Source organism: Stenotrophomonas sp. CFBP8980 (genome assembly GCF_034046095.1).
GTDB lineage: Bacteria > Pseudomonadota > Gammaproteobacteria > Xanthomonadales > Xanthomonadaceae > Stenotrophomonas > Stenotrophomonas lacuserhaii.
The window spans coordinates 881511-907825 of the sequence record NZ_JAXCXF010000001.1 but is presented as its reverse complement, the minus strand read 5'-3'; the positions used below and the strand labels follow the sequence as shown (position 1 = coordinate 907825).

The 26315-nt window shown below is 67.0% G+C and carries 17 protein-coding genes; 8 read left to right on the top strand and 9 right to left on the bottom strand.

What is annotated here, in order from left to right; translation table 11 throughout:
• Positions 1-13 precede the first annotated feature (13 nt).
• Positions 14-211 carry a zinc-finger domain-containing protein gene (locus tag SOM47_RS03970; RefSeq protein ID WP_042614687.1) on the bottom strand — a complete coding sequence of 66 codons (198 nt, stop codon included), beginning with the start codon at positions 209-211 and terminating at the stop codon, positions 14-16.
• Positions 212-424: 213 nt separating this feature from the next.
• On the opposite strand from SOM47_RS03970, the gene SOM47_RS03965 reads away from it, so the two are divergent.
• Together SOM47_RS03965 and SOM47_RS03960 are read left to right on the top strand one after the other, a co-directional pair.
• The gene (locus SOM47_RS03965) at positions 425-3769 is read left to right on the top strand and encodes a GH92 family glycosyl hydrolase (RefSeq protein WP_414715750.1); all 3345 of its coding nucleotides are present in this window, start codon (positions 425-427) and stop codon (positions 3767-3769) included.
• Positions 3766-4470, top strand: coding sequence for a basic secretory protein-like protein (locus SOM47_RS03960; protein WP_320504830.1), 705 nt, complete (start codon positions 3766-3768; stop codon positions 4468-4470). Before SOM47_RS03965 ends, SOM47_RS03960 begins: the two co-directional genes overlap by 4 nt.
• A 201-nt stretch (positions 4471-4671) precedes the next feature.
• On the opposite strand, the gene SOM47_RS03955 is transcribed toward SOM47_RS03960, so the two are convergent.
• Together SOM47_RS03955 and SOM47_RS03950 are read right to left on the bottom strand one after the other, a co-directional pair.
• Positions 4672-6963 (bottom strand): NADP-dependent malic enzyme, encoded by a 2292-nt coding sequence (locus SOM47_RS03955; RefSeq protein WP_320504829.1) that lies wholly within the window; start codon positions 6961-6963, stop codon positions 4672-4674.
• A 238-nt stretch (positions 6964-7201) separates the two neighbouring features.
• Positions 7202-8545, bottom strand: a complete 1344-nt coding sequence (locus SOM47_RS03950; protein WP_042614683.1) for a dicarboxylate/amino acid:cation symporter — start codon at positions 8543-8545, stop codon at positions 7202-7204.
• A gap of 235 nt (positions 8546-8780) precedes the next feature.
• Here SOM47_RS03950 and SOM47_RS03945 point away from each other — a divergent pair, with 235 nt between their 5' ends.
• Together SOM47_RS03945 and SOM47_RS03940 are read left to right on the top strand one after the other, a co-directional pair.
• Complete coding sequence (locus SOM47_RS03945; RefSeq protein ID WP_042614682.1) at positions 8781-9941, top strand: OprO/OprP family phosphate-selective porin; 1161 nt, start codon at positions 8781-8783, stop codon at positions 9939-9941.
• A 55-nt stretch (positions 9942-9996) separates the two neighbouring features.
• Positions 9997-12645 (top strand): hybrid sensor histidine kinase/response regulator, encoded by a 2649-nt coding sequence (locus SOM47_RS03940; protein ID WP_320504828.1) that lies wholly within the window; start codon positions 9997-9999, stop codon positions 12643-12645.
• A 415-nt stretch (positions 12646-13060) separates the two neighbouring features.
• On the opposite strand, the gene SOM47_RS03935 is transcribed toward SOM47_RS03940, so the two are convergent.
• From SOM47_RS03935 to SOM47_RS03920, 4 genes are read right to left on the bottom strand one after another with little or no spacing between them, the layout of a single operon-like run.
• A complete protein-coding gene (locus SOM47_RS03935; protein ID WP_042614680.1) occupies positions 13061-13708 on the bottom strand; it encodes a response regulator in 648 nt (215 codons plus the stop codon).
• Positions 13709-13729: 21 nt separating this feature from the next.
• Positions 13730-14830, bottom strand: coding sequence for an ABC transporter substrate-binding protein (locus tag SOM47_RS03930; RefSeq protein WP_320504827.1), 1101 nt, complete (start codon positions 14828-14830; stop codon positions 13730-13732).
• Entirely contained in the window at positions 14827-16221 is a 1395-nt protein-coding gene (locus SOM47_RS03925) for a sensor histidine kinase N-terminal domain-containing protein (protein ID WP_320504826.1), read from the bottom strand. Before SOM47_RS03925 ends, SOM47_RS03930 begins: the two co-directional genes overlap by 4 nt.
• Positions 16208-16906, bottom strand: coding sequence for a response regulator (locus tag SOM47_RS03920; protein WP_320504825.1), 699 nt, complete (start codon positions 16904-16906; stop codon positions 16208-16210). Before SOM47_RS03920 ends, SOM47_RS03925 begins: the two co-directional genes overlap by 14 nt.
• 519 nt (positions 16907-17425) lie before the next feature.
• On the opposite strand from SOM47_RS03920, the gene SOM47_RS03915 reads away from it, so the two are divergent.
• The 4 genes from SOM47_RS03915 (at position 17426) to SOM47_RS03900 (ending at position 23273) form a co-directional block, all read left to right on the top strand.
• The gene (locus SOM47_RS03915) at positions 17426-18568 is read left to right on the top strand and encodes an OprO/OprP family phosphate-selective porin (RefSeq protein ID WP_320504824.1); all 1143 of its coding nucleotides are present in this window, start codon (positions 17426-17428) and stop codon (positions 18566-18568) included.
• A gap of 52 nt (positions 18569-18620) precedes the next feature.
• Positions 18621-19949: a CitMHS family transporter gene (locus SOM47_RS03910; RefSeq protein WP_042615178.1), complete on the top strand. Its 1329-nt coding sequence runs from the start codon at positions 18621-18623 to the stop codon at positions 19947-19949.
• Between the two features lie 31 nt (positions 19950-19980).
• Complete coding sequence (gene phbB / locus SOM47_RS03905; RefSeq protein ID WP_320504823.1) at positions 19981-20721, top strand: acetoacetyl-CoA reductase; 741 nt, start codon at positions 19981-19983, stop codon at positions 20719-20721.
• Positions 20722-20987: 266 nt separating this feature from the next.
• Complete coding sequence (locus SOM47_RS03900) at positions 20988-23273, top strand: TonB-dependent receptor (RefSeq protein WP_320504822.1); 2286 nt, start codon at positions 20988-20990, stop codon at positions 23271-23273.
• Positions 23274-23801: 528 nt separating this feature from the next.
• Here SOM47_RS03900 and SOM47_RS03895 read toward each other — a convergent pair.
• Together SOM47_RS03895 and rsgA are read right to left on the bottom strand one after the other, a co-directional pair.
• Positions 23802-25055 carry a flavohemoglobin expression-modulating QEGLA motif protein gene (locus tag SOM47_RS03895; RefSeq protein ID WP_192082925.1) on the bottom strand — a complete coding sequence of 418 codons (1254 nt, stop codon included), beginning with the start codon at positions 25053-25055 and terminating at the stop codon, positions 23802-23804.
• Positions 25056-25124: 69 nt separating this feature from the next.
• A complete protein-coding gene (gene rsgA / locus SOM47_RS03890) occupies positions 25125-26222 on the bottom strand; it encodes a ribosome small subunit-dependent GTPase A (protein ID WP_320504821.1) in 1098 nt (365 codons plus the stop codon).
• Positions 26223-26315: the final 93 nt, after the last annotated feature.

Below are 26315 nucleotides of genomic sequence, written 5' to 3'. Positions count from 1 at the left end.
GTCAGGCGCCCGATCAGTCGGCCAGCACGAAGACGGCGCCGCAATAGGCGCACTTGGCTTCGCCGTTGGGTTCGTCTTCGATCGGCAGGTACACGCGCGGATGCGAGTTCCACAGCGCCATCTCCGGCGTCGGGCAGCTCAGCGGCAGGTCGCCGCGGTGCACGGTGTAACGCTTTTCAGCGTTGGCGGGAGCGGTGGCGGTATGGCTCATGGCGGGCATCGTGAAGGGGATTGCGAGGCCTGCGATTCTAGCACCCGCCGCGGCGCAGGGTCGGCGACGGCGGCGGCCATGGCTGTGGCCGGATGCGAAGATTTGGATCGTTCCATATGGCGCGATGCACCAATTTGGATCGAACCAAATGCACTTGTCAGCGCCAACATGCGTGTTGCAGGATGGTCCGCGTTGCTCTGGGAGGAGACCGCAATGCCCCGTAATGCGTCTGACCGTGCGCGCCGCGCGCCGCTGTGCCTCGCGCTGGCCTTGGCCATGCTTCCCGCCGCCCATGCGGCCGCGCTTTCCACCTCGTTCGAGGCCGGTCAAGCGATGCCTGCGGCGGCGGCCAGCGGGGCGCTGAGCCTGCGCGTCGGCGCCGGCCCGGCAGACCCCTACGCGGCCAAGGCCGGCGTGGGTTACAGCGGCCAGCGCGCCGTGCAGTACCGCAGCACCGGTGGCACCGCCCGCCGGGTGCTGCTGGCGACCGACCAGCAGATCGACGCCGACACCACCCTGAGCTGGATGGTGCTGCCCGAAATCGTGGACGGCGATACCGTCGCTTCCACGTATGTCTCGCTGGACCTGCTGCTTGACGACGGCCAGCGGGTGTCGGCCAGCGCCGTGCGTGACCAGCACGGGTTCGCGCTGGGCGCCACCGCCCAAGGCGATTCGAAGACGTTGTATCCGCAGCAGTGGGCGCGCAAGTCCGTGCGTCTGGGCGATGTGCCCGCGTTGCGCGGCCGCCGCGTGGTAGCGGTGGAGCTGGAAGTGGCCAGCGCAGCGGGCAAGCCGGTGTCGGGCTGGATCGACGATGTGCAGCTGGATGCAGCGCCTTCGGCGGCCCCGCTGCGGCCGTCCGACCGGGTGCTCACCACGCGTGGCACGCAGTCCAACGGGCGCTTCTCGCGTGGCAACAACTACCCCGCCACGGCGATGCCGCATGGTTTCAATTTCTGGACACCGGTGACCGACGCCGGCGTGCTGAACTGGCTGTACCGCTGGAACGAGCACAACGACGCGGACAACCGCCCGCGCCTGCAGGCGCTGTCGCTCAGCCACCAGCCCAGCCCGTGGATGGGCGACCGGCAGACCTTCCAGGTGATGCCATCGTCCAGCCGGGGCGTGCCCGAAGCGGACCGCGCCAAGCGCGCGCTTGCGTTCTCGCATGACCAGGAAAACGCGCGTCCGCATCGCTACGACGTGCGCTTCGACAACGGCATCGCCGCCTCGATCGCACCGACCGACCACGCCGCGCTGTTCCGTTTTGAATTCCCGGCCACGGGCGATGCCAACCTGCTGTTCGACAACGTCGATGCGCGCGGCGGGCTGACCCTGGACGCTGCCAGCCAGACCCTGTCCGGCTACACCGATACCCGCAGCGGTCTGTCCAACGGTGCCACGCGCATGTATGTGGTGGCGAGTTTCGACCGTCCCTGGCGCAGTAGTGGCACGCTGCAGACCGGGCGCCCGACCGGCTACATCAAGTTCGACGCGGGCAGCGATCGCCAGGTCAACATGCGCATCGCCACCTCGCTGATTTCGGTGGAGCAGGCGCGCCACAACCTGGCCCTGGAACTGAGCGCCGACGATGACCTGGAACGCGTCGCCGCCCGCGCGCAGGATGCGTGGGATGCGCGACTGGGTGCCTTCGACATCGGCGATGCCAGCGACGACCAGAAGACCACGCTGTACTCCAATCTCTACCGGCTCTACCTGTTCCCCAATTCCGGCCACGAGAACGTCGGCACCGCACAGGCGCCGGAGTGGCGCTACGCCAGCCAGGCCAGCGCAGCGGAGGACTCCGATGGCAGTGCGGTGCGCAGTTTCGCACCCATCCGCGATGGCAAGGTCTACGTCAACAACGGCTTCTGGGACACCTTCCGCACCACCTGGCCCGCCTACGCACTGTTCCGCGCCGAGGATGCCGGCACGCTGGTGCAGGGCTTCCTGGAACAGTACAAGGCCGGCGGCTGGGTCGCGCGCTGGTCATCGCCGGGCTACGCCGACCTGATGGTCGGTACCAGTTCGGACGTTGCCTTCGCCGATGCCTGGCTGAAGGGCGTGCGCGGCTTCGAGGTCGATACCGCGTATGCCGCCGCACTGCGCAATGCCACCGTGGTGCCGCCGGATCGGCATGTCGGCCGCAAGGGCATGGACCGTTCCCCCTTCACCGGCTTTGCCAGCGCCGACGTGCACGAAGGCATGTCGTGGACGATGGAAGGCGCGCTCAACGATTTCGGCATCGCCAACATGGCGACCCGGCTGGCCGGCCACGCCCGCTCGAGCGCCGAGCGCGAACGTTATGCCACCGAAGCGGACTACTTCGGCCACCGCGCAGCGGCCTACTCCACCATGTTCGATCCGGCCGCCGGTTTCTTCCAGGGTCGCCGCGAAGATGGTAGCTGGCGCGTGGCTGCCAAGGACTACGACGCACGCGTCTGGGGCCATGACTACACTGAATCCAATGGCTGGACGTTCGCCTTCACCGCCGCCCACGATGGCGAGGGGCTGGCGGCGCTGTACGGTGGGCGCGAGGCGTTGGCCGCCAAGCTGGATACGTTCTTCGCCACGCCGGAAACCGCTGATCCCGCCTTTGCCGGTTCCTACGGCGGGCTGATCCATGAAATGACCGAAGCCCGCGATGTGCGCATGGGCATGTACGCGCACAGCAACCAGCCTTCGCACCACATCCCCTGGATGTACCTGTACACCGGACAGCCGTGGAAGACCCAGAAGCATGTGCGCGAGATCCTGGCGCGCCTGTACGTGGGCAGCGAGATCGGCCAGGGCTACCCCGGTGACGAGGACAACGGCGAGACGTCGGCCTGGTATGTCTTCGCTTCGCTGGGGCTGTATCCACTACGGATGGGTGCACCGGAGTACGCGATCGGCTCGCCGTTGTTCCGGCACGCCAAGGTCACCCTGCAGGACGGCGCGGTGCTGACCGTCAATGCGGCCGACAACTCCCCGGCCAACGTCTACGTGCAGTCATTGAAGGTCAACGGCAAGCCATGGACGAAGACCTGGCTGCCGCATGACATCGTCGCCGCCGGCGCCACGCTGGACTTCCAGATGGGTCCGCAGCCGTCGCGCTGGGGCACCGGCGAGGGCGATGTGCTGCCGTCGCTGACCGCGCGCGGCGAGCGCCCTGCCCTGCTGCATGACCTGCTGGCCAAGGGCGCGCAGGCGCGGCTGGAAGACGGTCGCGCACTGGACGCGCTGGTCGATGACAACGCCACGACGGCTGCGCCGCTGGGCGCGAAGGCAACGGTGGTGTTCAGCGGCATCGCCGACGGTGCGCCGTCGATGTATACCCTGACCAGTGGCGAGAACAGCATCCGTGGCGGCGCCTGGACGCTGGAAGCACGCACCGCCGGCGGTCGCTGGACCACGCTGGATACACGCAGCGCCGAAGACTTCGCCTGGGCCCGCCAGACCCGTCCGTTCCGCATTGCCAAGCCGGGCCGGTATGCGCAATACCGCCTGCGCATTGGTGCGCCCGGGCGGATGCAACTGGCGGAAGTGGAGCTGCTGGCCGCAGGGACGACACCATGAACCGTGCTTCGCTTTGCCTGCTGCCAGGCGCACTGGCTGCGCTGTGCCTGCTCGCCTCCCCTGCCGCGTGTGCCTGCGAAGCAACGCAGCAGCGGGGCGGCGTGACCCTGCGCTACCAGGACGCTCACGATGCGCTGCCGGGGGCGATGCGCCAGCGGATCATCGACACGTTCTTCAAGGCCTACCTGCCGCAGCGCGCCGACTTCCATCCGATGGCACCGACACAGGCCGCCATCGTGATCGATCCGGCATACGACGGCATCGCTTATGTCGGGGAGAAGGCCGAGGCGGCGACGATCACCATCAATCCGGCGTGGCTGTCCAAGCACCCTGGCGATACCGACCTGGTGACCCATGAGGCCATGCACATCGTGCAGGGCTACCCGGAGTACGCCAACGAACGGGTACCTGGCTGGCTGGTGGAAGGCATCGCCGACTATGCGCGTGACCGCTACGGCGTGGACAACACCGCCGCCGGCTGGGCGCTGCCGCTCGCGGTAAAGGACGGGCAGAATTTCGACACCGGCTATCGGGTGACAGGTGCGTTCCTGAAGTGGAGCGAGGCGGCCCATCCGGGCCTGGTGAAGGCCCTCGATGACGCGCTGCGCAGCGGCGCGTATACACCGGCACTGTGGAAGGAGCAGACCGGTCAGGCATTGCCTGCCCTGTGGGCCGCGTACGCTGCTGAAACACATCGGTAGAGCCGGTGTCGAGCAAGCTCGACACTACCGCGCCCGTAACCCATCCGAAGCAGAGCCCCCTTGTTGTTCAAGGGAGCGCGCCAACGGCGGGGGGATAAGGTGGAATGCGTGGGCAAACCGCTGGCGGTTTGCTCAAGGGGGCGCGCCAACGGCGCGGGGATAAGGTGGAATGCGTGGGCAGCGGAGGTTGAAAAGAAGGCCTCAGGCCTTCTTTTCAGCCTCCAGCTGCTTGCGGATCTGCGCATCCACCGCAGCGATCGCGGTCATGTTCAGGATCCGGCGCGAGGTCGCGCTGCTGGTCAGGATGTGCGCCGGCTTGGCCACGCCCATCAGGATCGGGCCGATCGCCACGCCGTCGGTGAACACGCGCACCAGGTTGTAGGCGATGTTGGCCGCTTCCAGGTTCGGCAGCACGAACAGGTTGGCGCGACCGCTAAGGGTCGAGCCCGGCAGCAGCTTCTGCCGCAGTGCTTCATCCCACGCGGTGTCACCCTGCATCTCGCCGTCCACGTTCAAGCGTGGATTACGCTTGAGCAGCATCTCGCGCACCTGGCGCATCTTCAGCGCGTCCTTCGAATCGTGGCTGCCGAAGTTGGAGTGCGACAGCAGCGCCACGTTCGGCTCGATGCCGAACAGCTTCATGCGGTAGGCCGCCTGCAGCGTGGCTTCGGTCAGCTGTTCGGCAGTGGGATCTTCCTGCACGTGGGTGTCCACGAAGAAGAACACGCCCTGCTGGTTGATCACACCGGTCATGGCCGAGGTCGAGGTGACCTTCGATTCCAGCGGCAGCACGCTGCGCACGTAACCGAGCTTCTTGTGAAAGCGGCCGACCACGCCGGTCAGCAGGGCATCGGCTTCACCACGCGCCACCATCACCGCGGCGATCAGCGTCGGGCGCGAACGCATCAGGTTCTTCGCTGCGGCCACGGTGACGCCACGACGGCCGGTCAGCGCGTGGTAGTACTGCCAGTATTCGTTGAAGCGCGGGTCATCGTTGATGTTGGTGACCTGGATGTTCTCGCCGATCTTCAGGCGCAGGCCCAGTCGTTCGATGCGCGCCTCGATGACGTCCGGGCGGCCGATCAGGATCGGGTGCGCCAGGTCCTCGTCGACCACGTTCTGCACCGCCTGCAGCACCACTTCTTCCTCGCCTTCGGCGTACACCACGCGCTGCTTGTCGGTGCGCGCGCGGTCATACACCGGCTTCATCATCAGGCTGGTGCGGTAGACGAACTCGGACAGTTTCTGGCGGTAGGCGGCCATGTCGGCGATCGGCCGTGTGGCCACGCCGGAATCCATCGCGGCCTGGGCCACGGCAGCGGACAACTCGACCAGCAGGCGGCGGTCGAAGGGGCGCGGAATCAGGTATTCGCGGCCGAAGCTCGGGGTGTCACCGCCGTAGGCCGAGCCCATGTCGGTGGCCGCACGACGCGCCAGCGCGGCGATGGCGCGCACGCAGGCGATCTTCATGTCTTCGTTGATCGCGGTGGCGCCCACGTCCAGCGCGCCGCGGAACAGGTAAGGGAAGCACAGGACGTTGTTGACCTGGTTCGGGTAGTCCGAACGACCGGTGCCGATGATCGCGTCGGTACGCACCGCGCGCACGTCTTCGGGCATGATTTCCGGGGTCGGGTTGGCCAGCGCGAAGATCACCGGATCCGGCGCCATGGTCTTGACCATGTCGGCAGTCAGGATGCCCGGTGCCGACAGGCCCAGGAAGATGTCCGCCCCGTCGACGATCTCGGCCAGGGTGCGCTTGTCGGTGTCACGCGCATAGCGCGCCTTTTCCGGATCCAGGTCGGTGCGGCCGGTGTGGATCACGCCGTCGCGGTCGAAGGCCAGGATGTTTTCCGGCTTCAGGCCCAGCTGTACCAGCATGTTGACGCAGGAGATGCCGGCCGCGCCCATGCCCGTGGTCGCCAGCTTCACTTCTTCGATCTTCTTGCCGGTGATCGCCATGGCGTTCAGCACCGCCGCACCGACGATGATCGCCGTGCCGTGCTGGTCGTCATGGAACACCGGAATCTTCATCCGCTCGCGCAGCTTGCGCTCGACGATGAAGCACTCCGGCGCCTTGATGTCTTCCAGGTTGATGCCGCCGAAGGTCGGCTCCAGCGAGGCGATGATGTCGACCAGCTTGTCCGGGTCCAGCTCGTCGATTTCGATGTCGAACACATCGATGCCGGCGAACTTCTGGAACAGCACGCCCTTGCCTTCCATCACCGGCTTGCCGGCCAGCGGACCGATGTTGCCCAGGCCCAGCACGGCGGTGCCATTGGAAATCACCGCCACCAGGTTGCCGCGAGCGGTGAGCTCGCTGGCCTGCTGCGGGTCGGCCATGATCGCCTCACAGGCGTAGGCAACGCCGGGCGAATAGGCCAACGACAGATCACGCTGGGTCAGCATCGGCTTGGTCGCCGTGACCTTGATCTTGCCCGGCGGCGACATGCGGTGGTAATCGAGGGCGGCCTGTTTGAAATCTTCTTTGGACATCGACGTTGGGCACATGAATGGGCAAGGGGGACAGGGGATCATACCCCCGTTGTACGAGCTGGACCTGTCGCGGGGCTGTCGCGCGAGTGCTGCAGCGCACCAACCCTGCCGGTTCCAGCGTGTTGCCAAGCATCGCGCTGCGCCCCCTACGCGGGTGTGACAACGAATGCCTGGCAGCGCGGAAAAAGCTACGGGGCCACGTCATTGCTGACGGGCCCCGCATCCTGACGTGGAAGGGTCAGATCTTGGCAGAGGCGAGCGGCAGGGCCGCGTCGACCGGCGGCGGCAGCTCGCTTTCGCGGCCATCCAGCGCCAGCTTCAGGCGGTCGCGGTCCAGTGCGCCTTCCCAGCGCGAAACCACCACGGTGGCCACCGCGTTGCCGATGAAGTTGGTCAGCGAGCGGCACTCGCTCATGAAGCGGTCCACGCCGAGGATCAGCGCCATGCCGGCCACCGGTACTTCCGGCACCACCGCCAGGGTCGCGGCCAGGGTGATGAAGCCGGCACCGGTGACGCCGGCGGCGCCCTTGGAGCTCAGCATCGCCACCAGCAGCAGGGCGATCTGGTGCCCCAGGCTCAGCTCGGTATTGGTGGCCTGGGCGATGAACAGCGCCGCCAGGGTCATGTAGATGTTGGTGCCGTCCAGGTTGAACGAATAGCCGGTGGGAACAACCAGGCCGACCACCGACTTGCTGCAGCCGGCGCGTTCCATCTTTTCCATCAGCGAGGGCAGCGCGGACTCCGAAGAGGACGTGCCCAGCACCAGCAGCAGTTCGGCCTTCAGGTAGCGGGCCAGCTTGAACACCGAGAAGCCGCACAGGCGGGCCACCGCGCCCAGGATCACCACCACGAACAGGAAGGCAGTCAGGTAGAACGAGCCGACCAGCCAGGCCAGGTTGATCAGCGAGCCGACGCCATACTTGCCGATGGTGAAGGCGATGGCACCGAACGCACCGATCGGGGCGGCGCGCATCAGGATGTGCACCAGCTTGAACACCGGGGCGACCAGCGCCTCCAGGAAGTTCAGCACCGGCTTGCCCTTCTCGCCCACCAGTGCCAGCGCGATGCCGAACAGCACCGCCACGAACAGCACCTGCAGGATGTTGCCGTCCACGAACGCGCTGACCAGCGTCTTGGGGATGATGTCCATCGCGAAGCCGACGAGGGTGAGCTCGTGCGACTTCTGCACGTAGCTGTTGACCGCGGTCTGGTCCAGGTCGGCCGGGTTGATGTTCATGCCCGCGCCCGGCTGCACCACGTGCGCCACGATCATGCCCACGACCAGTGCCAGCGTGGAGAAGAACATGAAGTACGCCATCGCCTTGGCGAAGACCCGGCCCACGGTGCGCAGGTGGGTCATGCCGGCGATGCCGGTGACGATGGTCAGGAAGATGACCGGGGCGATGATCATCTTCACCAGGTTGATGAACGCATCACCCAGCGGCTTCATCTTTTCGCCGACCAGCGGCTCGTAATGGCCCAGGACGGCACCGAGGATGATGGCGACCACCACCTGGAAATACAGCTGGCGATAGAACGGCAGCGGCTTGGTCGGCACCGGGGAAGCGGCGGGAACGTGCATGGCGGGCTCCGGAAGGGACTGATGACGCCAACGCCACGAAGGACACGCGGTGCGGCATCGGATGGCGCCCTTTGTACGCCGCGCGGACGCATCAGCAGATAACCTATTGGTACTACCCCCCCGGTTCAGGCTGCATACGGCCCGTTTCTGCGCCTACACTGCGCCGGTCGCAACGACCCCGCACCGTCGGGTGATCGTGTAGTTCCACCTTTCCCGAATAGAGATCCGCCGTCCCATGCGAATGACCCCGACCCTGCTTGCCCTGTCCCTGGCCGCCAGCCCGCTGCTGGCCAATGCGGCTGGTTTTGACAACTGGCCGACCAAGGTGTCGTTCGCTGATGGCACCGAGCTTGCCGCCACCGGCAACATCGCCTACGACTGGAACAACTTCTCCGGCGACATCGAGAACGCCGATGCCGTGCGCCGCAAGGAATTCGGCGCCACGCTGAAGAAGAAGGGCGTGTATGACGCCATGGTGTACTACGACTTCCAGTCCGATACCTGGCTGGACGTGTACCTGCGCCTGGAAAGCAAGGCGTTCGTCGGGCAGGACATCGGCAAGTTCCGCTTCGGCTACATGAAGACCCCGGTCGGCCTGGATGCGGTGACCAGCTCGCGCGCCGGCAGCTTCATGGAATTCGCGATGCCGGTGCAGGCGTTCTATGCCGGTCGTCGTACCGGCGTGGACTGGATGCTGGAGCGCCCGGCCTACCTGCTGCAGGCCGGTCTGTACGGTGGCAAGGACCTGCAGGGAGACAACCCCGGCACCATGCAGGCGGTGCGTGCGGTGTGGACCCCGGTCAAGGCTGAAGCCAACGTGCTGCACCTGGGCCTGGCGCTGTCGCAGGAAAACCCGCGTGGCTGGCGTGATGGCCGCGACGTGCACCACGAAGCGACCGCCCGTTTCCGCGCGCGTCCGGAGGCCGGCCTGACCGACCTTCGCCTGGTCGATTCCGGTGCGCTGGTCACCGCCGACAAGGTCAACCGCGCCGGCCTGGAAGGCATCTTCATCCGTGGTCCGTTCTCGGTCCAGGCCGAAGCGTTGCAGGCCACCATCACCCGCGAAGGCAAACCGGATTACACCGGCAACGGCCAGTACGTGATGGGCAGCTGGGTGCTGACCGGCGAATCGCGCGGCTACAGCAGCGGCAGCGTGTCCAACGTCAAGCCGGCGCGTGACTACGGCGCGGTGGAAGTGCTGGCGCGCTACAGCCGCCTGGACCTGGACGACGCCGACGTGCTCGGTGGCCGTGAACACAACTGGACCCTGGGTGCCAACTGGTACCTGACCAGCCACTTCAAGTTCCAGGCCAACTACATCAAGGCCGATGCCAGCCGTCGCGGCGTGCATACCAAGCCGGAAATCTTCGAAGTCCGCGCCCAGATGCATTTCTGAGCCGGGCCGGGTGACTGAGCGGGTCATCGACCCGCTCTGCCCGTAGACTCTCCGCATGTACCGGCTCGGCCGCTACCGCAAGCTCGCCATGACCCTGCTGGTGATGATCGGCGGGACCGCACTGTGCGCGGTATCAGCCGGGCATTTCGCCGGCCAGCGCGCCTTGGCCGGTGAAAGCGCGCAGGTGCGGCGCCAGTTGCAGCTCTACGGACAGGGGCTGCAGCAGCGGATCGACCGTTTCGGCACCCTGCCGCAGGTGATGGCACTGGATCCGGACCTGCTTGCCGCGCTGCGCAGCGCGCCCGATCCGGCCGACCGCCAGCGATTGAACCTGAAGCTGTCCCAAGCCAACCAGGTGACCCGTGCGTCCACCCTGACCCTGGTCGGGCGCGATGGCGTGGCGGTGGCGGCCAGCAACTGGGACCAGCCCTCCAGCAACGTCGGCGAAGACTACAGCTACCGGCCGTATTACCTGCAGGCGATGGCGGCCGGCCACGGCCGTTTCTACGGCATCGGCATGACCACCGGCGTGCCCGGTTATTTCCTGTCCCACGCCATCGACGCTGCCGACGGCACCCGTCTGGGCGTGGTGGTGATCAAGATCGAACTGTCCGCGCTGGAACAGGAATGGGTGGCCAGCCCGGACATCGTGCTGGCCAGCGACAACCACGACGTGGTGTTCCTGTCCAACCAGGATCCCTGGCGTTACCGCCTGCTGCGGACACTGGGCAGGGAAGAGCGCAGCGAGATGCTGGCCAGCCGCCAGTATGCAGACCGCTCGCTGCAGCCGCTGCGCGCGCGCACCGAGCGGGTGCTGGATGACGGTGGCCGGATCGTGCGCATGGCCGATCCGGCAATGCCCCGCCCGCTGCTGTGGCAGACCATCGACCTGCCCGAAGAAAACTGGCACCTGCACCTGCTGCACGATGCCGGCGCGGCCGGCGCGGTGGCGCGCAGTGCGGCCATCGGCGGCGGCACGGCATGGTTGGCGCTGGGTTTCCTGGTGCTGTTCGTGCAGCAGCGACGGCGCCTTTCGGCGCATCGCCAGCGCAGCCGGCGCGAACTGGAAATCCTGCTCAAGCAGCATGCCCAGGAACTACGCAGCGCGCAGGATGGCCTGCTGCAGGCCGCCCAGGATGCCGACCGCGGGCTGAGCCGCAGCCTGGAACACCTGCCGCAGGGCGTGGTGATCATCGACAGCCAGCAGCAGCTGGTCGCCTGGAATTCGCGCTACCTGGAGCTGTTCCGCTTTCCGCCGGGACTGGTGCAGGTAGGACGGCCGATCGAGGAGATTTTCCGCTTCAATGCGCGTCGCGGCCTGCTCGGGCCAGGGCCCATCGACGAAGCCATCGAACGCCGCCTCAACCACCTGCGCAGCGGCCGCCCGCACATGCGCGAAAGCGAGAAAGACGACGGCACGGTGCTGGAAATCCGCGGCAATCCGCTGCCCGACGGCGGCTTCGTCACCAGCTATGCCGATATCACCAGCTACAAGAACGCCGCGCGCGAGCTTCGCTCGCTGGCCGACGCGCTGGAACACCGCGTGGCCGAGCGCACCCACGACCTCGATGAGGCGCGGCGCGAGGCCGAGCAGGCCAACCGCTACAAAACCCGCTTCGTCGCCTCGGCCGTGCATGACCTGCTGCAGCCGCTGAATGCCGCGCGTATGTTCGTGTCGGTATTGCGCGGCAAGCTGGCCGATGGCGAACAGCAGCAGACCGCCGACCACATCGAAGCGGCGTTGTCGGCGCAGGATGCGATCCTGGTCAGCCTGCTGGACATTTCCCGGCTGGAATCGGGCAGCCTGCAGACACGGGTGCGGGCTTTCGCGCTGAACCCGCTGCTGGAGACGCTGGCCCGCGAGTTCGGCATCGCCGCCGAAGGCCGTGGACTGCAGCTGCGCTGGGTGCCTACCGCCGCGGTGGTGGTCAGCGACGAGGCCCTGCTGCGGCGCATCCTGCAGAATTTCCTGTCCAATGCGCTGCGCTACACCCAGCGTGGCCGCGTGCTGCTGGGCTGCCGCCGCGAAGGCAGCCGCCTGTGGATCCAGGTCCATGACCAGGGCCCGGGCATCCCGGAAAGCCTGCACAAGGAAATCTTCGAAGAATTCCGCCGCCTGCATGATGGCCAGGAACGCGGCACCGGACTGGGCCTGGCGATCGTCGAACGCATCGGGCGCCTGCTGGGGCATCCGATCCGGCTTCGCTCGGTGCTGGGCAGCGGCACGATGTTCGAAGTGGCCGTGCCACTGGGCCGGGCGGACGAGGTGCTGGCTTCGATGACAGTCCACGCGCCGGTGGTGGTGGAGACCACGGCAGACAGTCCACTGCGTGGACGCCGGGTATGGGCCATCGATGACGACGCGCATGTCAGCGCCGCCACGCGTGCCCTGCTGGAAAAATGGGGCTGCGATGTCGAACAGTCCGAAGGCCCCCAGGCCGCGCTGGATGCTGCCCACGCCGGGCAGGCACCGGAGCTGTTGCTGCTGGACGTGCGCATGGGCGATTTCCATGGGCCGACGCTGTATGAGGCGCTGTGCGAACGCTGGCAGGCGCGGCCGCCGGTGGTGCTGGTCACTGCCGAACGCGATGACGCGCTAAGGGCGATGGCGGCTGACAACGGCTGGGGCTTCCTGGCAAAACCGGTACGTCCGCCCGCGCTGCGTGCCCTGATGACCCAGTTGCTGCTGCGCCACCGCGGGTAGCACCGGTCATAGCGGCCACGCTTCCGCCGAGCATCGCTCGGCGCTACCAGGGCGTCAGGCATCGGGTGCTGCGCCACCGCGGGTGACGCCGGCCGTAGCGGTAGCGCCGACCCGTGGGCGGCGAGCGCAGCGGCCCAGCGCGCGGCCACGCTTCCGCCGAGCATGGCTCGGCGCTACCAGGGCGCCAGGCACCGGGTGCTGCGCCACCGCGGGTAGCGCCGGCCGTAGCGGTAGCGCCGACCCATGGTCGGCGAGCGCAGCGGCGCAGCGCGCGGCCACGCTTCCGCCGGGCATGGCTCGGCGCTACCAGAGCGTCAGGCATCGGGTGCTGCGCCACCGCGGGTGACGCCGGCCGTAGCGGTAGCGCCGACCCATGGTCGGCGAGCGCAGCGGCGCAGCGCGCCGCTACCCCGCCCTACACCAGCCCGGCATCTCCCTCCGGCTCCAGCGCCTTCACCAGCACCGCGGCCTGCGTGCGGCTGTGGCATTCCAGCTTCTTCAGGATGGCGGTGACATGCACCTTCACCGTGTTCTCGGCCAGGCCCAGCGTGTAGGCGATCTGCTTGTTCAACAGGCCATCGGCCAGGCACAGCAGCACCCGGAACTGCTGCGGCGTGAGCTGCGCAAGCCGGCTGGCCAGCAGTGCATCGGCGTCGGATCGCTCGGCCGCCATCGCAGGGAACCACAGCCCCCCATCAAGCACGGCCGCGACCGCCTCGCCGATGGTCTCCGGCGGCACCGATTTGGGAATGAACCCGGCGGCGCCGAACTGCTGCGCACGGCGGATGACGCGCGGGTGGTCATTGGAAGAAAGGATCACCACCGGGATGTCCGGATGCGCGCCACGCACATGCAGCAGCGCTGAGAACCCGTGCGCGCCGGGCATGGTCAGGTCCAGGAGCACCAGGTCCACGTCGGGGTGCTGGTCCAGCGCCTGCTCCAGCGCTTCGGCGCTGGCGACTTCGCGCACGTTGACCTGCGGCAGGCCCTGTCGCAGCGAATGGACCACGGCAGCGCGCAGCAGGGGATGGTCGTCGGCAACCAGCAGGTTCAGTTCGCTCATGCGCGCATTGTAGAGCCGACTTCAGTCGGCTGCGGCTGCCGGGCCACGCTGCCCTTGCATCGATGCCGGCTGGCGCGCCGGACGCATGCTGCTGTTCCATGCGTCCAGGAATTGCCGCCGCTTCAATGCATCGAGGTAGACCAGCAATCCAGGCCCGAGCTGGATCGGCCGCAGGTTGCGCTCCGGGCTGCCGTTGCGGCCCGCGCCCCCCCGCACGATGGGCATCAGCCGGGCTTCGCGGGACAGCACCTGCTGGCCGCGCGGGGACAGCAGATAGTCCAGGAAGCGCCGTGCCTCGGCACTGTTGCGCGCGTTGCGCGGAATCAGCGCGGTACGCAGCATCACCAGGGTGTAATCCTGCGGTTCGACGATGCCCAGCGGCTCGCCGTCATCGATGCGCGCCTGCGCGTAGGAGCCGAGCACGTTGTAGACCAGCGACAGCTCGCCGCTGCTGACCTTGTCCAGCAGCACGCCGGTACGCTCTTCCAGCAGCACCTGGTTGTCGCCGAGCGCACCCAGCAGCGCGCCGGCCATGCTGCCGCGCTGCGCATCCTGCGTGGCCAGCAGGTAGCCCACGCTGCTGCGGTTGATGTCATAGGTGCCGACCCGCCCACGCAGCGGCGCATCCGGCGCGCGCAACAGGTCCAGCAGTTGTCGCCGCGTCCGCGGCACGCGCGCGGCAGGCAGCGTGCGGGTGTTGTAGACCATCGCCACCGGCTCGTAGCTGATGCCGAAGGCCTCGCTGCGCCACTGCGCCCACGCCGGCAGCGCCTCGGTCTGTGGCGAGCGGTGCGCCAATGCATGCCCGTCGTTGACCAGCTTGGCCTGCAGGTCCATGCCACTGGAAATCAGCAGATCGGCCGAGGCGGATGCCTTCCGTTGGCGAAGGAAGCGCGCATGCAGGTCCTGGGTGATGATGTCTTCGTACACCACTTCCGTTCCTGGATGCAGGCGCTGGTAGTCGGCGATCACCACGGCGAATACTTCGATGTCGGTCGAGCCATGGATGCGCAGGTGCGCGTTGGCCGGGCCGGTGGCAGCGAAACGCTGCACGTCGCCGGGTGCGGCAGCGGCGTCCTGCATGGACAGCAGCAGGGCGAAAAGGGCAGACAGTCGGATCATGCAAGACTCCGGGGCAGCACGATGGTGGCCACCAGGCCCCCTTCGCGACGGTTGGAAAGATCGATCCGCCCGCCGTGCGCATCCACCACGCGCTTGACGATGGCAAGCCCCAGCCCGGCCCCGCCGGCAGCGGCACCTTCGCCACGCGCGAAGCGCTCGAAGACCCGTTCGGCATCGCCCGGGGCGATGCCCGGACCGTGGTCGGCGACGGTCAGCACGGCCTTGTCGCCATCAATGGTCAATGCCACCTGCAACGGGGCCGCCGCGCTGTACTTGATGGCGTTGTCGATCAGGTTCTTGATCGCTTCGCGCAGCAGCAGCGCGTCGCCCTGCACCCACACCGGCCCGGTGCTCATTGCAAGGTGCACGCGTGGGATCGGCTCGACCTGCGGCACGGCCTCGTGCAGCGCCTGGTGGACCGCTTCGGCAAGGTCGACCGGTGCATAGCGCTGCAGGTTGGCGCGATGGATCACGCTGGCGTCGCTGAGCAGCTGGTTGAGCAGCCGGCTCATGTGGCTGGCGTTGCGTTCGATCGCCAGCAGGCTGCGCCGCATGTCCTCGGGCTCTTCGTCATCCAGCGCCAGCTGCGCCTGCGCGCGCAGCGCCGCCAGCGGCGTGCGCATCTGGTGCGCGGCCTCGGCCATGAACGAACGCAGGGTTTCGTTGCTGGTCGACAGCCGGCCCATGAAGCGGTTGAGCGCGGCGACCATCTGGTCCATCTCGCGAGGCACGTGCGCGTCCAGCGGACGCAGGTCCGATGGTTCTCGCCGCGACAGCTCGCGTTCCACCCGCACCAGCGGACGGAAGGCACGGTGTACGCCGACACCGACCAGCGCCAGCGACAACAAAGACAGCACGGTGATGGCCAGCAGCGCGCGGTTCACCATCTCCTGCGCGAGCGCTTCGCGCGCACGCCGGGTCTGCCCGACCTGCACCTGTACCTCGCCCTGCGCCGAGGGCGATGACAGGTTGCGCGCCACGACCACGAAACGCACGGTTTCCCCGCTGTAGGATGCATCGAACAAAGCCGGGGCGTCGCCGGATGGCTTCGCACTGCGCGGCGCGGACGGCAGGTCCCCATAGCCGGTGATCAGCGTGCCGCGGCTGTCCGCCACGCGGTAGAACACGCGGTCCTCCGGTGCCATCGCCAGCAGGTCCAACGCGGCATACGGCAGGTCCACCTGCCACTGCCCGTCGACCAGCGCCACCGAATCGGCGATGGACAGCGCCGAGGACACCAGAAGGTGGTCGTAGGAACGGTTCGCGGCGCGTTGGCCGTAATCCCGTGCGGCGAACAACAAGGCCACGGCGAACACCGCCAGCAGCGCGCCCAGGTACAGGGTCAGGGTCCGCCGCAGCGATGACGGCCGCTGCCGCTCATGCCCGCGCATCACTACCCCCGTCGGTCGCGTCCACCGCTTCCAGCATGTAGCCCACGCCGCGCACGGTGACGATGCGCAGCGGCGCGGCAGCCAGCTTGCGGCGCAACCGGCCGACGTACAGTTCGATGGCATTCGGCCCGGCTTCGTCGTCGAAACCGAACAGCCCATTGCCGATTTCGTCCTTGCCGACCACCTGTCCCAGCCGGCCGACCAATATCTCCAGCAGGCGGAATTCGCGGTTGGGCAGTTCGATCAGTTCGCCGTCCAGGCTGACGCGGTGTGCGGCGTTGTCGAACTGGAACCCACCGATCTGCACCAGTTCGCTGGCCTGGCCGCGCGCGCGGCGCAGCAGCACGCGGCAGCGTGCTTCGAATTCTCGGAAATCAAATGGCTTGCCCAGATAGTCATCGGCGCCCACGTCCAGCGCCTGCACGCGGTCTTCGATGCCGTCACGAGCGGTGAGCATCAGTACCGGGGTGCTGTCACCGCGCTCGCGCATGCCAGCCAGCACGCGCAGGCCGTCCAGCTTGGGCAGGCCGATGTCCAGCACCACCAGGTCGAAGCGCTGGTAGCGCAGGACGCTGGCGGCGGCCAGCCCATCGGACTGCCAGTCCACGGCGTGGCCGTTGCGGCGCATGCGGCGGATGATGGCATCGGCGAGGTCCGGGTTGTCTTCGACCAGCAGCAGGCGCATGCGGTTGTCGGGTACGGGGGAGTGGAGATGCTAACGCACGGGGGGTGGGGCGAACGGGTGATACCCCCTCGCGGCGTGGCCTTGGAACTGAAGCGTGGGTGTGCCGGGCGGCGGGACTGGGCGGGGGACGGCAAAAGCCGCTCCTGCGGGCCTCGTTTCGCGCCATCCGTGGCGCTCAACGCCCCCGCCCAGCCCCGCCGCCCGGCCCTGACAGGTTCCGGTGGCCGGCCGCCGCGTTGAAAGAAAGAAGAGCGGTGGCGCCAAAGGCAGCCGAAGGAGCCGGTGCCAACGTCGCGTGCAACGGCCCGCAGGATGCCCGGCATCGCCATGCTCGGTGGCCGGATCACGGGGATTTCGCTGCGCTGCACAAACCGCTGACAGGTGAATGACAGCTTGCTGGGTCGAGACTGCGGCCTCGCATCCGTTCCGGGTGCCCACGTTGGCCGCGCGCCGGGCGCGCACCTGGGAGGGTTTGTGGAAGTTCTTTCTGTTCGTTGGTCGGCCGTGGGAACGTGTGCGATGGCTGCCTGTGCCGTGTTCGCTGCTGCGCCGGTCTTTGCCGCCGACGATGACCGGCCGGTCACCGCCGAGATCGGCGGGCGCCTGCACCTGGATTTCGCCAGCTTCGACAACGATGGACGCGGCACTCCGAACAAGGATGACACCGAGGTGCGGCGTGCGTGGCTTGACGTATCCGGCAAGTTCTTCGTGGTCGACTACAAGATGGAAGCCGACTTTTCCGGTGACCGCGTCGAAGCCAAGGATGTGTACCTGAGCCGCAGCTTCGGCGATGCCGGCCGGCTCACCGTGGGTCAGTTCAAGCAGTACTTCTCACTCGATGACCGCACCGGCTCCAACTACGGCAGCTTCCTGGAGCGCGGCAACGCCGGCACCTCGCTGGCGCCGCTGTACCGACTGGGAGCTTCCTGGCAGGCCAATCCGGGTGACTTCACCTGGGCGGCCAGCCTGTACAGCCTGGAAAGCATCGACGCCTGGCAGGTCAAGGGCCGCGCCGCCGGTGGACGTGCCACGTGGGCGCCCAGTCCCGCTGCCGGCGACGTGCTGCACCTTGGCATCTCGGCGGCGCGCGAGCTGTATGACAACCCCGGCGCCAGCGGTGCCCCGGGGTTGCGCATTCGTCCTCGCCCCGCCGGCCACCTGTCCGATGAGAGCCGCCTGACCCTGGTCGATTTCTCCGCAGGACGCGATACCGACGTGGACAAGTGGTCGCTGGAGTACGCGCAGGTGCGTGGGCCGTGGTCCTGGCAGGGCGAGTTCAGCGGCGCCACGTTCGACGATGGCCTGCAGCGCGGCAAGGTACTGGCCGGCTACGGCATGCTGAGCTGGTTCGTGACCGGTGATTCGCGCGGCTACGATCGCAAAACCGGGCGCTTCGCCCGCATCAAGGACATCCGGCACAAGGCCGGCGCTTTCGAACTGGCGCTGCGCTACGACCAGATGCGCGGTGACCAGCACCTGGTCGGCCTGCCGGACCTGCGCGACGGCAGCACCGAGGCCTGGACACTTGCTGGCAACTGGTACCTGCGCGACAACCTGCGCTTCATGCTCAACCTGATCGAAAGCCGCAACCGCGACCGCCTGGCCGACGTCACCGTCGATCGCACGCGCGCGGTCACCGGCCGCCTCCAGTTCGATTTCTGATGCCCCGCTCTCCCCTCCCCTTCCGCACTAATCCGCAAGGAGTCCGCAGATGATGCTCAGCATCCTCGGCTTTGGCATGGTCATTACGTTCATGTACTTGATCATGAGCAAGCGACTGTCGCCGCTGGTCGCCCTGATCACCATCCCGATCATCTTCGCGCTGCTGGGCGGCTTCGGCGCCGGCATCGATGAAATGATGCTCGACGGCATCAAGAAGATCGCGCCCACCGGCGTCATGCTGATGTTCGCCATCCTGTACTTCGGGGTGATGATCGATGCCGGCCTGTTCGATCCGCTGGTGCGGATCATCCTCAACGTGGTCAAGGGCGATCCGCTGAAGATCGTCATGGGCACCGCCGTGCTGGCGATGCTGATCTCGCTGGATGGCGATGGCTCGACAACGTACATGATCACCGTCTCGGCGATGCTGCCGCTTTACCGGCGGCTGGGCATGAATGCCTTGAACATGACCTGCGTGACCATCCTGGCGGGCGGTGTCATGAACCTCACCCCGTGGGGCGGACCGACCGCGCGTGCGGCCACCGCGTTGCACGTGGACCCGGCCGACGTGTTCGTGCCACTGATTCCCTCCATGGTGATCGCATGCGCCGGCATCCTGGTGCTGGCGTGGTACCTGGGCATGAAGGAGCGCCGTCGCCTTGGCGTGGTCACCCTGCCGCAGGGCGGCTCGTGGATGGATTCAAGCGTGTCCGACGACGGCGATGCGCTGCCCACCGTCGAAGATGCCGAAGACATCAAGCGTCCCAAGCTGCTGTGGGTCAACTTCGGCCTGACCGCTGCGCTGATGGCCGCGCTGATCATGGGCCTGCTGCCGATGCCGATCCTGTTCATGGTGGGCTTCGCCATTGCGCTGGTGATCAACTACCCGAACCTTGCCGAGCAGCGCCGCCGCGTGGTCAACCATGCCGGCAACGTGCTGTCGGTGGTCTCGCTGATCTTCGCCGCTGGCATCTTCACCGGCATCCTCAACAACACCGGCATGGTCGAAGCGATGTCGCACAGCTTCCTGGCGATCATCCCGGAAAGCTGGGGCCCGTACCTGGCGGTGATCACCGCACTGGCCTCGATGCCGTTCACCTTCTTCATGTCCAACGATGCCTTCTACTTCGGCGTTCTGCCGATCCTGTCCGAGGCCGCCGGCAACTACGGCATCACGCCGGTGGAAATGGCCCGCGCTTCGCTGGCGGGCCAGCCGGTGCATCTGCTCAGCCCGCTGGTGCCCTCGACCTACCTGCTGGTCGGGCTGGCCAAGGTGGAGTTCGCCGACCACCAGAAGTTCACCCTGAAATGGGCGGTGATGATCTCCCTGCTGCTGATGGCCGGCAGCCTGCTGTTCGCGCTGTACCCGCTGGCCGCCTGATGCGGCCCTGCCAAAGGACCAGGAGAACCCAATGACCCTTCGCATCGCATACGTAACCAGTGGCATGGGCAGTGTCGGCACTGCGATCTGCCAGACCCTGGCGCGCTCGGGCCACACGGTGGTGGCCGGCTGCGCGCCGAACTCCCCGCGCAAGGCCGGCTGGCTGCGCGAGCAGCGTGACCTCGGCTTTGACTTCATCGCCTCCGAAGGCAACGCCACCGATTGGAGCTCCACCGCCGCTGCCTTCACCAAGGTGCGCGCCGAAGTCGGCGAGGTCGATGTACTGGTCAACAATTCCGGCGGCAGCCGCGATGTGCTGTTCCGCCAGATGAGCGCCGATGACTGGAATGCGGTGATGGCGTCCAACCTCAACTCGCTGTTCAACATCACCAAGCAGGTGGTCGACGGCATGGCCACGCGCGGCTGGGGACGCATCATCAACATTGGTTCGGTCAGCGCGCACAAGGGCCAGATCGGCCAGGTGAACTACGCCACGGCGAAAGCGGCGATGCACGGTTTCAGCCGCGCCCTGGCTGCGGAGGTCGCCGCCCGTGGGGTCACGGTCAACACCATCTCGCCGGGCTACATCGCCAGCCAGTCGATCAGCAGCTTCCCGCCGGACGTGCTGGACCGACTGGCCGCCTCGGTGCCGATCCGTCGTCTCGGCAAGCCGGAGGAAGTGGCCGCGCTGTGCGGCTGGCTGGCATCGGATGAAGCGGCGTACGTGACCGGCGCGGACCATGCGGTCAACGGCGGTCTGTACATGGGGTGATGCAGCCGGGTAGGTGACGGCCAGGTGGCTGACGACCGGGTGGGTGACGACCGTTGGTCGTCACGCCCTTGCCCCTGCCGCTTCGCTCGCCGAGCATGGCTCGGCGCTACCTTCGGCGCCGGCGCACGCGGTCCTTCGGCATAAAGCGAACGCCGTCCCAGTTGCGCGCATTCTGCGCTTTACCGTCAAGAACCCGTCATTTCGGATTCGCATAGTGGTTGGTGACCTGCAGCCCGCAGGGCATTCCCCTCATGCAACGGAACGACATGCAGACCCGAGACCTGACGATTGCCGTGGCAATCGCGCTTTGCGCCGCCAACGCCCACGCCGCTGGCGAATCCAACGCCGATACCGCCGTCACCGCGCAGACGCTGGATGCTGTGTCGGTGATCGGCCAAGGTGAAACCCGCCAGGTACAGCGCATCACCGCCGTGGACAAGCAGGTGCTGCCGCCCGGCACCAGCGGGCAGAAAATCCTCGATCGCCTGCCCGGCGTTTCCGTGCAATCCAACGATGCCTTCGGTGCCAACGAGGAATCGCAGACCATCAGCCTGCGCGGCTTCGACAAGAGCCGCCTCGGCTATACGCTGGACGGCATCCCGCTGGGTGACAACAGCTACGGCAACTACAATGGCCTGAGCATCGCGCGCGCCTTGATCGCCGAGAACCTGGCCGGTGCCGAGCTGTCGCAGGGCATCGGTTCGCTGGGCGTGGCGTCCACCAGCAACCTCGGTGGTGCTATCCAGTACTTCTCGATGGACCCTTCCACTGAATTCGGCGGGCGTGCCAGCATTACCGCAGGCGATGACAACCAGCGCCGCGGCTACCTGCGCGTGGATACCGGCGACATCAACGGGTTCTCCGCCTATGTGTCCGGCGTGCACCAGGACGCGGACATGTGGGCCGCGCCGTACCAGAACCAGACCACGCGCCAGTTCAACGCCAAGGCCGTGTGGCAGGTGGGGGACAACCGTTTCGGCGCGTTCGCCGCGACCTCGCGCGCCAGCCAGGCCAACTATGCCTACCTGTCCAAGAGCATGCTGGACCGCGGCCTGGGTTATGACTGGAACATCTACGCACCGGATTGGGACCGCGCCGTCGCCGCAGCCTACTGCGCCCCCGCCACGCGTGATCCCGCGCGCTGCGCGTTCAGCGGCGGCGTCAACAGCATCGACGATGCGTACTACCAGAGCCGCGCACTGCGCGACGACAACCTGTATTCGCTGGATGCCGACCTGAAGCTCGGCGACAGCGCAGGCCTGAAACTGCTGGCCTACCACCACGACAACCGCGGGCAAGGCCACTGGTGGGCACCGGGCCAGCCCTCCCATCCGGGCACCGATCGCGAAATTCCGATCTCGATCCGCAGCACCAACTACACCATCAACCGCCAGGGCCTGACCGCGGCATTGACGTGGAACGTAGGTATCCACGAACTGGAGGCCGGGCTCTGGTACGAGAAGAACGACCACAACGTAGAACGCAACTTCTACTACATCGACGGCCCGTTCCTGGACGACACCTACCTCAACCACCCGGATCGTCGCCTGTTCGACCAGGACTTCGATATCCGCACACGGCAGTTCTACGTGCAGGACCGCATGCGCTTCATGGATGATCGGATGACGGTGGACGTGGGCATCAAAAGCCCCAACACGCGCATGACCGCCCGCGCAAAACCAGGCACTGAATCGAGCTATGCCTCCGGCACCTTGACCGCCAGGGAATCGGTGCTGCCGCAGGCCGGGATCAGCTTCAAGCTGAGCCCTCGGCAGGAAGTGTTTGCCTCGTATGCAGAGAACATCGCCGCCTTCGTCGGCGGCGGCAGTGGCGGCCCGCTGCAGGTTTCGCCGGAGTCCTTCGCGGCCAGCGTGGATGACCTTGAGCCGGAAGAATCACGCACGTTCGAAGCCGGTTTCCGTCGCTTCGGCGAGAAGTACCAGGCCTCGCTGGCGGCCTACCACGTGATGTTCGACAACCGCCTGCTGTCACTCAACCCCTGCACCAGCATCGAAGTCGGAACACGGCCGGAATGCATCACCCGCTTCATCAACGTCGGCTCGGTGAAGAGCCAGGGCGCCGAACTGACCTTCATCCTCAAGCCGGTCGACGGCCTGCAGTGGTACAACGCGCTGTCCTGGAACAAGACCACCTACGAGGACGACTACACCTCCGGCGGTGCGGTCGTACCGGTGGCGGGAAAGATCACCGTCGATACGCCGCAGCGCATGGCCTCCAGCGAGCTGAGCTGGAACCGCGACGGCTTCTTCGCCAGCGTGCGCGCCAAGTACACCGGCAAACGCTATTACACCTATACCAATGACCAGTCGGTGCCGGGCGTGACCACCTTCGATGCGGGGCTGGGCTATTCCTTCGGCCCGGGCATGGGGCTGCGCGATATCAAGGTATCGCTCAACGCCACCAACCTGACCAACAAGCGGTACGCGGGGCAGCTGAGTTCGTTCGCACCGACCGATCCGATCGGCACCCGTTATGCGATCCACGCCAGCGCACCGCGGCAGGTGTTCATGACGGTGGGTGTTGATTTTTAAGCTTCGGCGGGCATTTGGTTTCATGGCGTGAGGCGGGGCGAGGGAACCATGCAGGACACGCCGCAAGTACGTCCGTGTAGGCTCCATTCGCCCCGTCCGGGGGCTCAAGGGTCCTGCATGGCTCCCTCGCCCCACCTCCGGACAGTAGGCCGCCCCGCCGGGTTGGGGGGGGAGAAGAGCAAAAGCCAAAGCAAGACCAAAAAGCAAAAGCCGCCGACCATGGCTATGCCGGGAATCCTGCCCGGCACCCTGCGGGCCGTCGCACGCGACGTTGGCAGCGGCTCCTCCCGCTACCTTCGGCGCTACCGCTTTTCTTTCTTTTTTTACGTGGCGGGCGGCCACCGGAATCTGTCAGGGCGACGGGTGGGTGGGGTTGGGCGGGGGCGTGGAGCGCCATGGATGGCGCGAAACGAGGCCCGCAGGATGCGGCTTCTGCCGTCCCCCGACCAACCCCACCCACCCGTCGCCAAACCAGCAAACCGCTTGAAATGCCACCCGCCACGAGGGGGTCTCACCCGTTCGACCAAGTCACTCCGGTGACAGCTGATCCATCCGTATCCGATTGGCGAACAGCGAAAACGCCAACATCCCCGCCAGCCCATTGGCCCGGCTCACCCAGTGCGGCAGCCAGCGCGGCGGCTGCAGGATCCCCGCCTCGAACAACGGCGCGAAGGTGATCGCATCGGTCAGCGTCATCTTGCCGGCGAACAACCACCGGCATACCTGCAGGCGATCTTCGGCCAGCATGTGGCGGAAGAACGTATGCACCGACACCAGTCCGCGCAGGTACACCGTGTCCTTGGTGAAGGCCATGCCGCCGCTGGGCGGAACGCCGCGGAACACGCGCTGGGCCGAAGCGAAGCTCTCTTCGAGGTTCTGCCCCGCATCGCAGAAGTAGCGGAACACCTCGATGAAATCCGCACCTTCGCGGGCCATCGCAATGGCTTCGGTACGCAGGCTGATGCGCTTCAGCCGCTCGATGTCGATGCTGCCGGTGATCTGCTCGGCGAAGGTGGCCAAGCCTTCCTGGGTGGCGGTGACGCGCGGGGATGACAATGCCAGGCTCGGCAGGACATGCTGCCCCCGGCCGTTCAACGCCGTCAGCGAGTGCACCAGGGCTTCATGGTGGAACAACTGTGCACGGTCGTACGCACTGAAGCGGGCGCTGGTGCGAAGGCGGATGCGGGTCGGCCCGGCGGCCGCTTTCGATACCAGTTCCGGATCCAGCTGCACTTGGATGATGCGCGATTCGAAGAACGCGTCCAGGTCGCTCTGCAGCTGCAGCTGCAGCGCGGTAGCCGATACCGGGACCTGCTCTTCCGGGGCCAGCAGCTCGTGGTCCAGTTCGGCGGCGATCTGGATGAAATGGCGCGCGGCATCGCGCGTGCTGGGCCCCTTGCCGGGCAGCGGCTGCTCGGGCGAACCGAACAACTGCACCGAACATGCATCCACCGCGGCGGTGCCCAACCCTTCCAGCAGCTGCGCGGCCACATCCCAGCTTTGTGCGGACTGCTGCACATAACGCCCCAGCGGATGGTCGGCATCGCATTCGGCGGTCACCGCGGCCAGCGCACGCCGCGCATCGCTGAAATCAAGCTTGGGGTAATCCACCTGTGGCAGCCGCGGCTGGCCACTGGCCACACTGGCCAGGAACGGGGACTGCAGGGCCGCCGGCCAACTGGTCAGCCCCAGCAGCCGGATGCCGCCGACGGCTTCGACCAGCCGCGCATCCAGCGCGGCATGGTGGGCCACTTCATGGTCTAGCGTCGCGCCTGGATCCATGGGCTGACTATACGGTAGTGACGGCCGCTGGCCGTCAATCGTCCCGGAGCGGACGGCCAGCGGCCGTCACTACCGGCGGCGCGGCGACTTGCCTGCGCCACGGCGGGCCGCGGTGCGGCGTTCCTGCGCCGTCTCGGCCTGGCGTACCGCCAGCTTTGCCGCCGCGGCAGCGACCTCTTCCTTCAGCTTGAAGTAGTTCAGCACGCGGGTCTCTTCGATCTCGCCTTCTTCGATCGCCGCACGCACCGCGCAACCCGGTTCCTGCTGGTGCAGGCAATTGCGGAACCGGCACTGTGCCGCCAGCGCTTCGATATCGGCAAAACCACCTTCGGCCAGCGTCTCTTCGCCGGTCGGCTTCAGTTCGCGCATGCCGGGCGTGTCGATCAGGCAGGCACCCATCGGCAACGGCATCAGCGCGCGGTGGGTGGTGGTGTGGCGGCCGCGCGAATCGTTGGAGCGCACCGTGTTGGTCTTCATCCGCTGCTCGCCGAGCAGGGTGTTGGTCAGGGTCGACTTGCCCGCGCCCGAAGAGCCCACCAGCACCACCGTATGCCCCGCGCCCAGCCACGGATGCAGGGTCGCCACGCTGGCCGGATCCAGCCCGTTGACGGCCCGCAGCGCGATGCCCTGCGCCTTCAATTCTTCCAGCACCGCCAGCGCGTCTTCGGTGTATTCGGTCTGGTCGGCCTTGGTCAGCACCACCACCGGCTCGGCGCCGCCGCCGCCCACCAGCAGCAGGTAGCGCTCGATCCGCCGCGGATTGAAATCGGCATCCAGGCCGCAGACGATGAACACCGTATCGACGTTGGCCGCGATTACCTGCTGGTGGTAATGCTCTCCCGCCGCACCACGCTTGATCGCCGTGCGCCGCGGCAGCAGCGCGACGATGCGCACGCCCTCCAGCAGCACCCAGTCGCCCACTGCGGGGCGCTCATGGCTGGGAAACCGCGGACGCTGCCATTCCGGCAGGGATTCCGCCTTGATCGACGCGTCCGGGCCATCGGCGACCACGTAATGGGTGCGGTGCTGCTCGATCACCCGCGCAGGCCGCGCCTGTGGATGGGTGGCCATCGCGGCCTGCCAGTCCGCCTGGTCGGCGTTGGCGGGCGGGCCGGGCCAAGGCCAGCCAATGGTCTGCAGCGCGGGGTAATCAGGGGTATCGGTCATCGTCCGCATTCTACCGGCAGCGCGCCTTGCGGGCGCGGGCGCTGCCCGACGGAGCCCCTTGCCATGCACCGCAGCAATTCAGCTAGTATGGCC

Coding starts and splice junctions, on each gene's coding strand:
- SOM47_RS03950 (WP_042614683.1), bottom strand. CDS start 8,545: ATGCACGTTCCCGCCGCTTCCCCGGTGCCGACCAAGCCGCTGCCGTTC.
- SOM47_RS03970 (WP_042614687.1), bottom strand. CDS start 211: ATGAGCCATACCGCCACCGCTCCCGCCAACGCTGAAAAGCGTTACACC.
- SOM47_RS03935 (WP_042614680.1), bottom strand. CDS start 13,708: ATGAGCGAACTGAACCTGCTGGTTGCCGACGACCATCCCCTGCTGCGC.
- SOM47_RS03895 (WP_192082925.1), bottom strand. CDS start 25,055: ATGGATCCAGGCGCGACGCTAGACCATGAAGTGGCCCACCATGCCGCG.
- SOM47_RS03920 (WP_320504825.1), bottom strand. CDS start 16,906: ATGCGCCTGCTGCTGGTCGAAGACAACCCGGACCTCGCCGATGCCATC.
- SOM47_RS03960 (WP_320504830.1), top strand. CDS start 3,766: ATGAACCGTGCTTCGCTTTGCCTGCTGCCAGGCGCACTGGCTGCGCTG.
- rsgA (WP_320504821.1), bottom strand. CDS start 26,222: ATGACCGATACCCCTGATTACCCCGCGCTGCAGACCATTGGCTGGCCT.
- SOM47_RS03900 (WP_320504822.1), top strand. CDS start 20,988: ATGCAGACCCGAGACCTGACGATTGCCGTGGCAATCGCGCTTTGCGCC.
- SOM47_RS03945 (WP_042614682.1), top strand. CDS start 8,781: ATGCGAATGACCCCGACCCTGCTTGCCCTGTCCCTGGCCGCCAGCCCG.
- SOM47_RS03910 (WP_042615178.1), top strand. CDS start 18,621: ATGCTCAGCATCCTCGGCTTTGGCATGGTCATTACGTTCATGTACTTG.
- phbB (WP_320504823.1), top strand. CDS start 19,981: ATGACCCTTCGCATCGCATACGTAACCAGTGGCATGGGCAGTGTCGGC.
- SOM47_RS03955 (WP_320504829.1), bottom strand. CDS start 6,963: ATGTCCAAAGAAGATTTCAAACAGGCCGCCCTCGATTACCACCGCATG.
- SOM47_RS03930 (WP_320504827.1), bottom strand. CDS start 14,830: ATGATCCGACTGTCTGCCCTTTTCGCCCTGCTGCTGTCCATGCAGGAC.
- SOM47_RS03965 (WP_414715750.1), top strand. CDS start 425: ATGCCCCGTAATGCGTCTGACCGTGCGCGCCGCGCGCCGCTGTGCCTC.
- SOM47_RS03915 (WP_320504824.1), top strand. CDS start 17,426: ATGGCTGCCTGTGCCGTGTTCGCTGCTGCGCCGGTCTTTGCCGCCGAC.
- SOM47_RS03940 (WP_320504828.1), top strand. CDS start 9,997: ATGTACCGGCTCGGCCGCTACCGCAAGCTCGCCATGACCCTGCTGGTG.
- SOM47_RS03925 (WP_320504826.1), bottom strand. CDS start 16,221: ATGCGCGGGCATGAGCGGCAGCGGCCGTCATCGCTGCGGCGGACCCTG.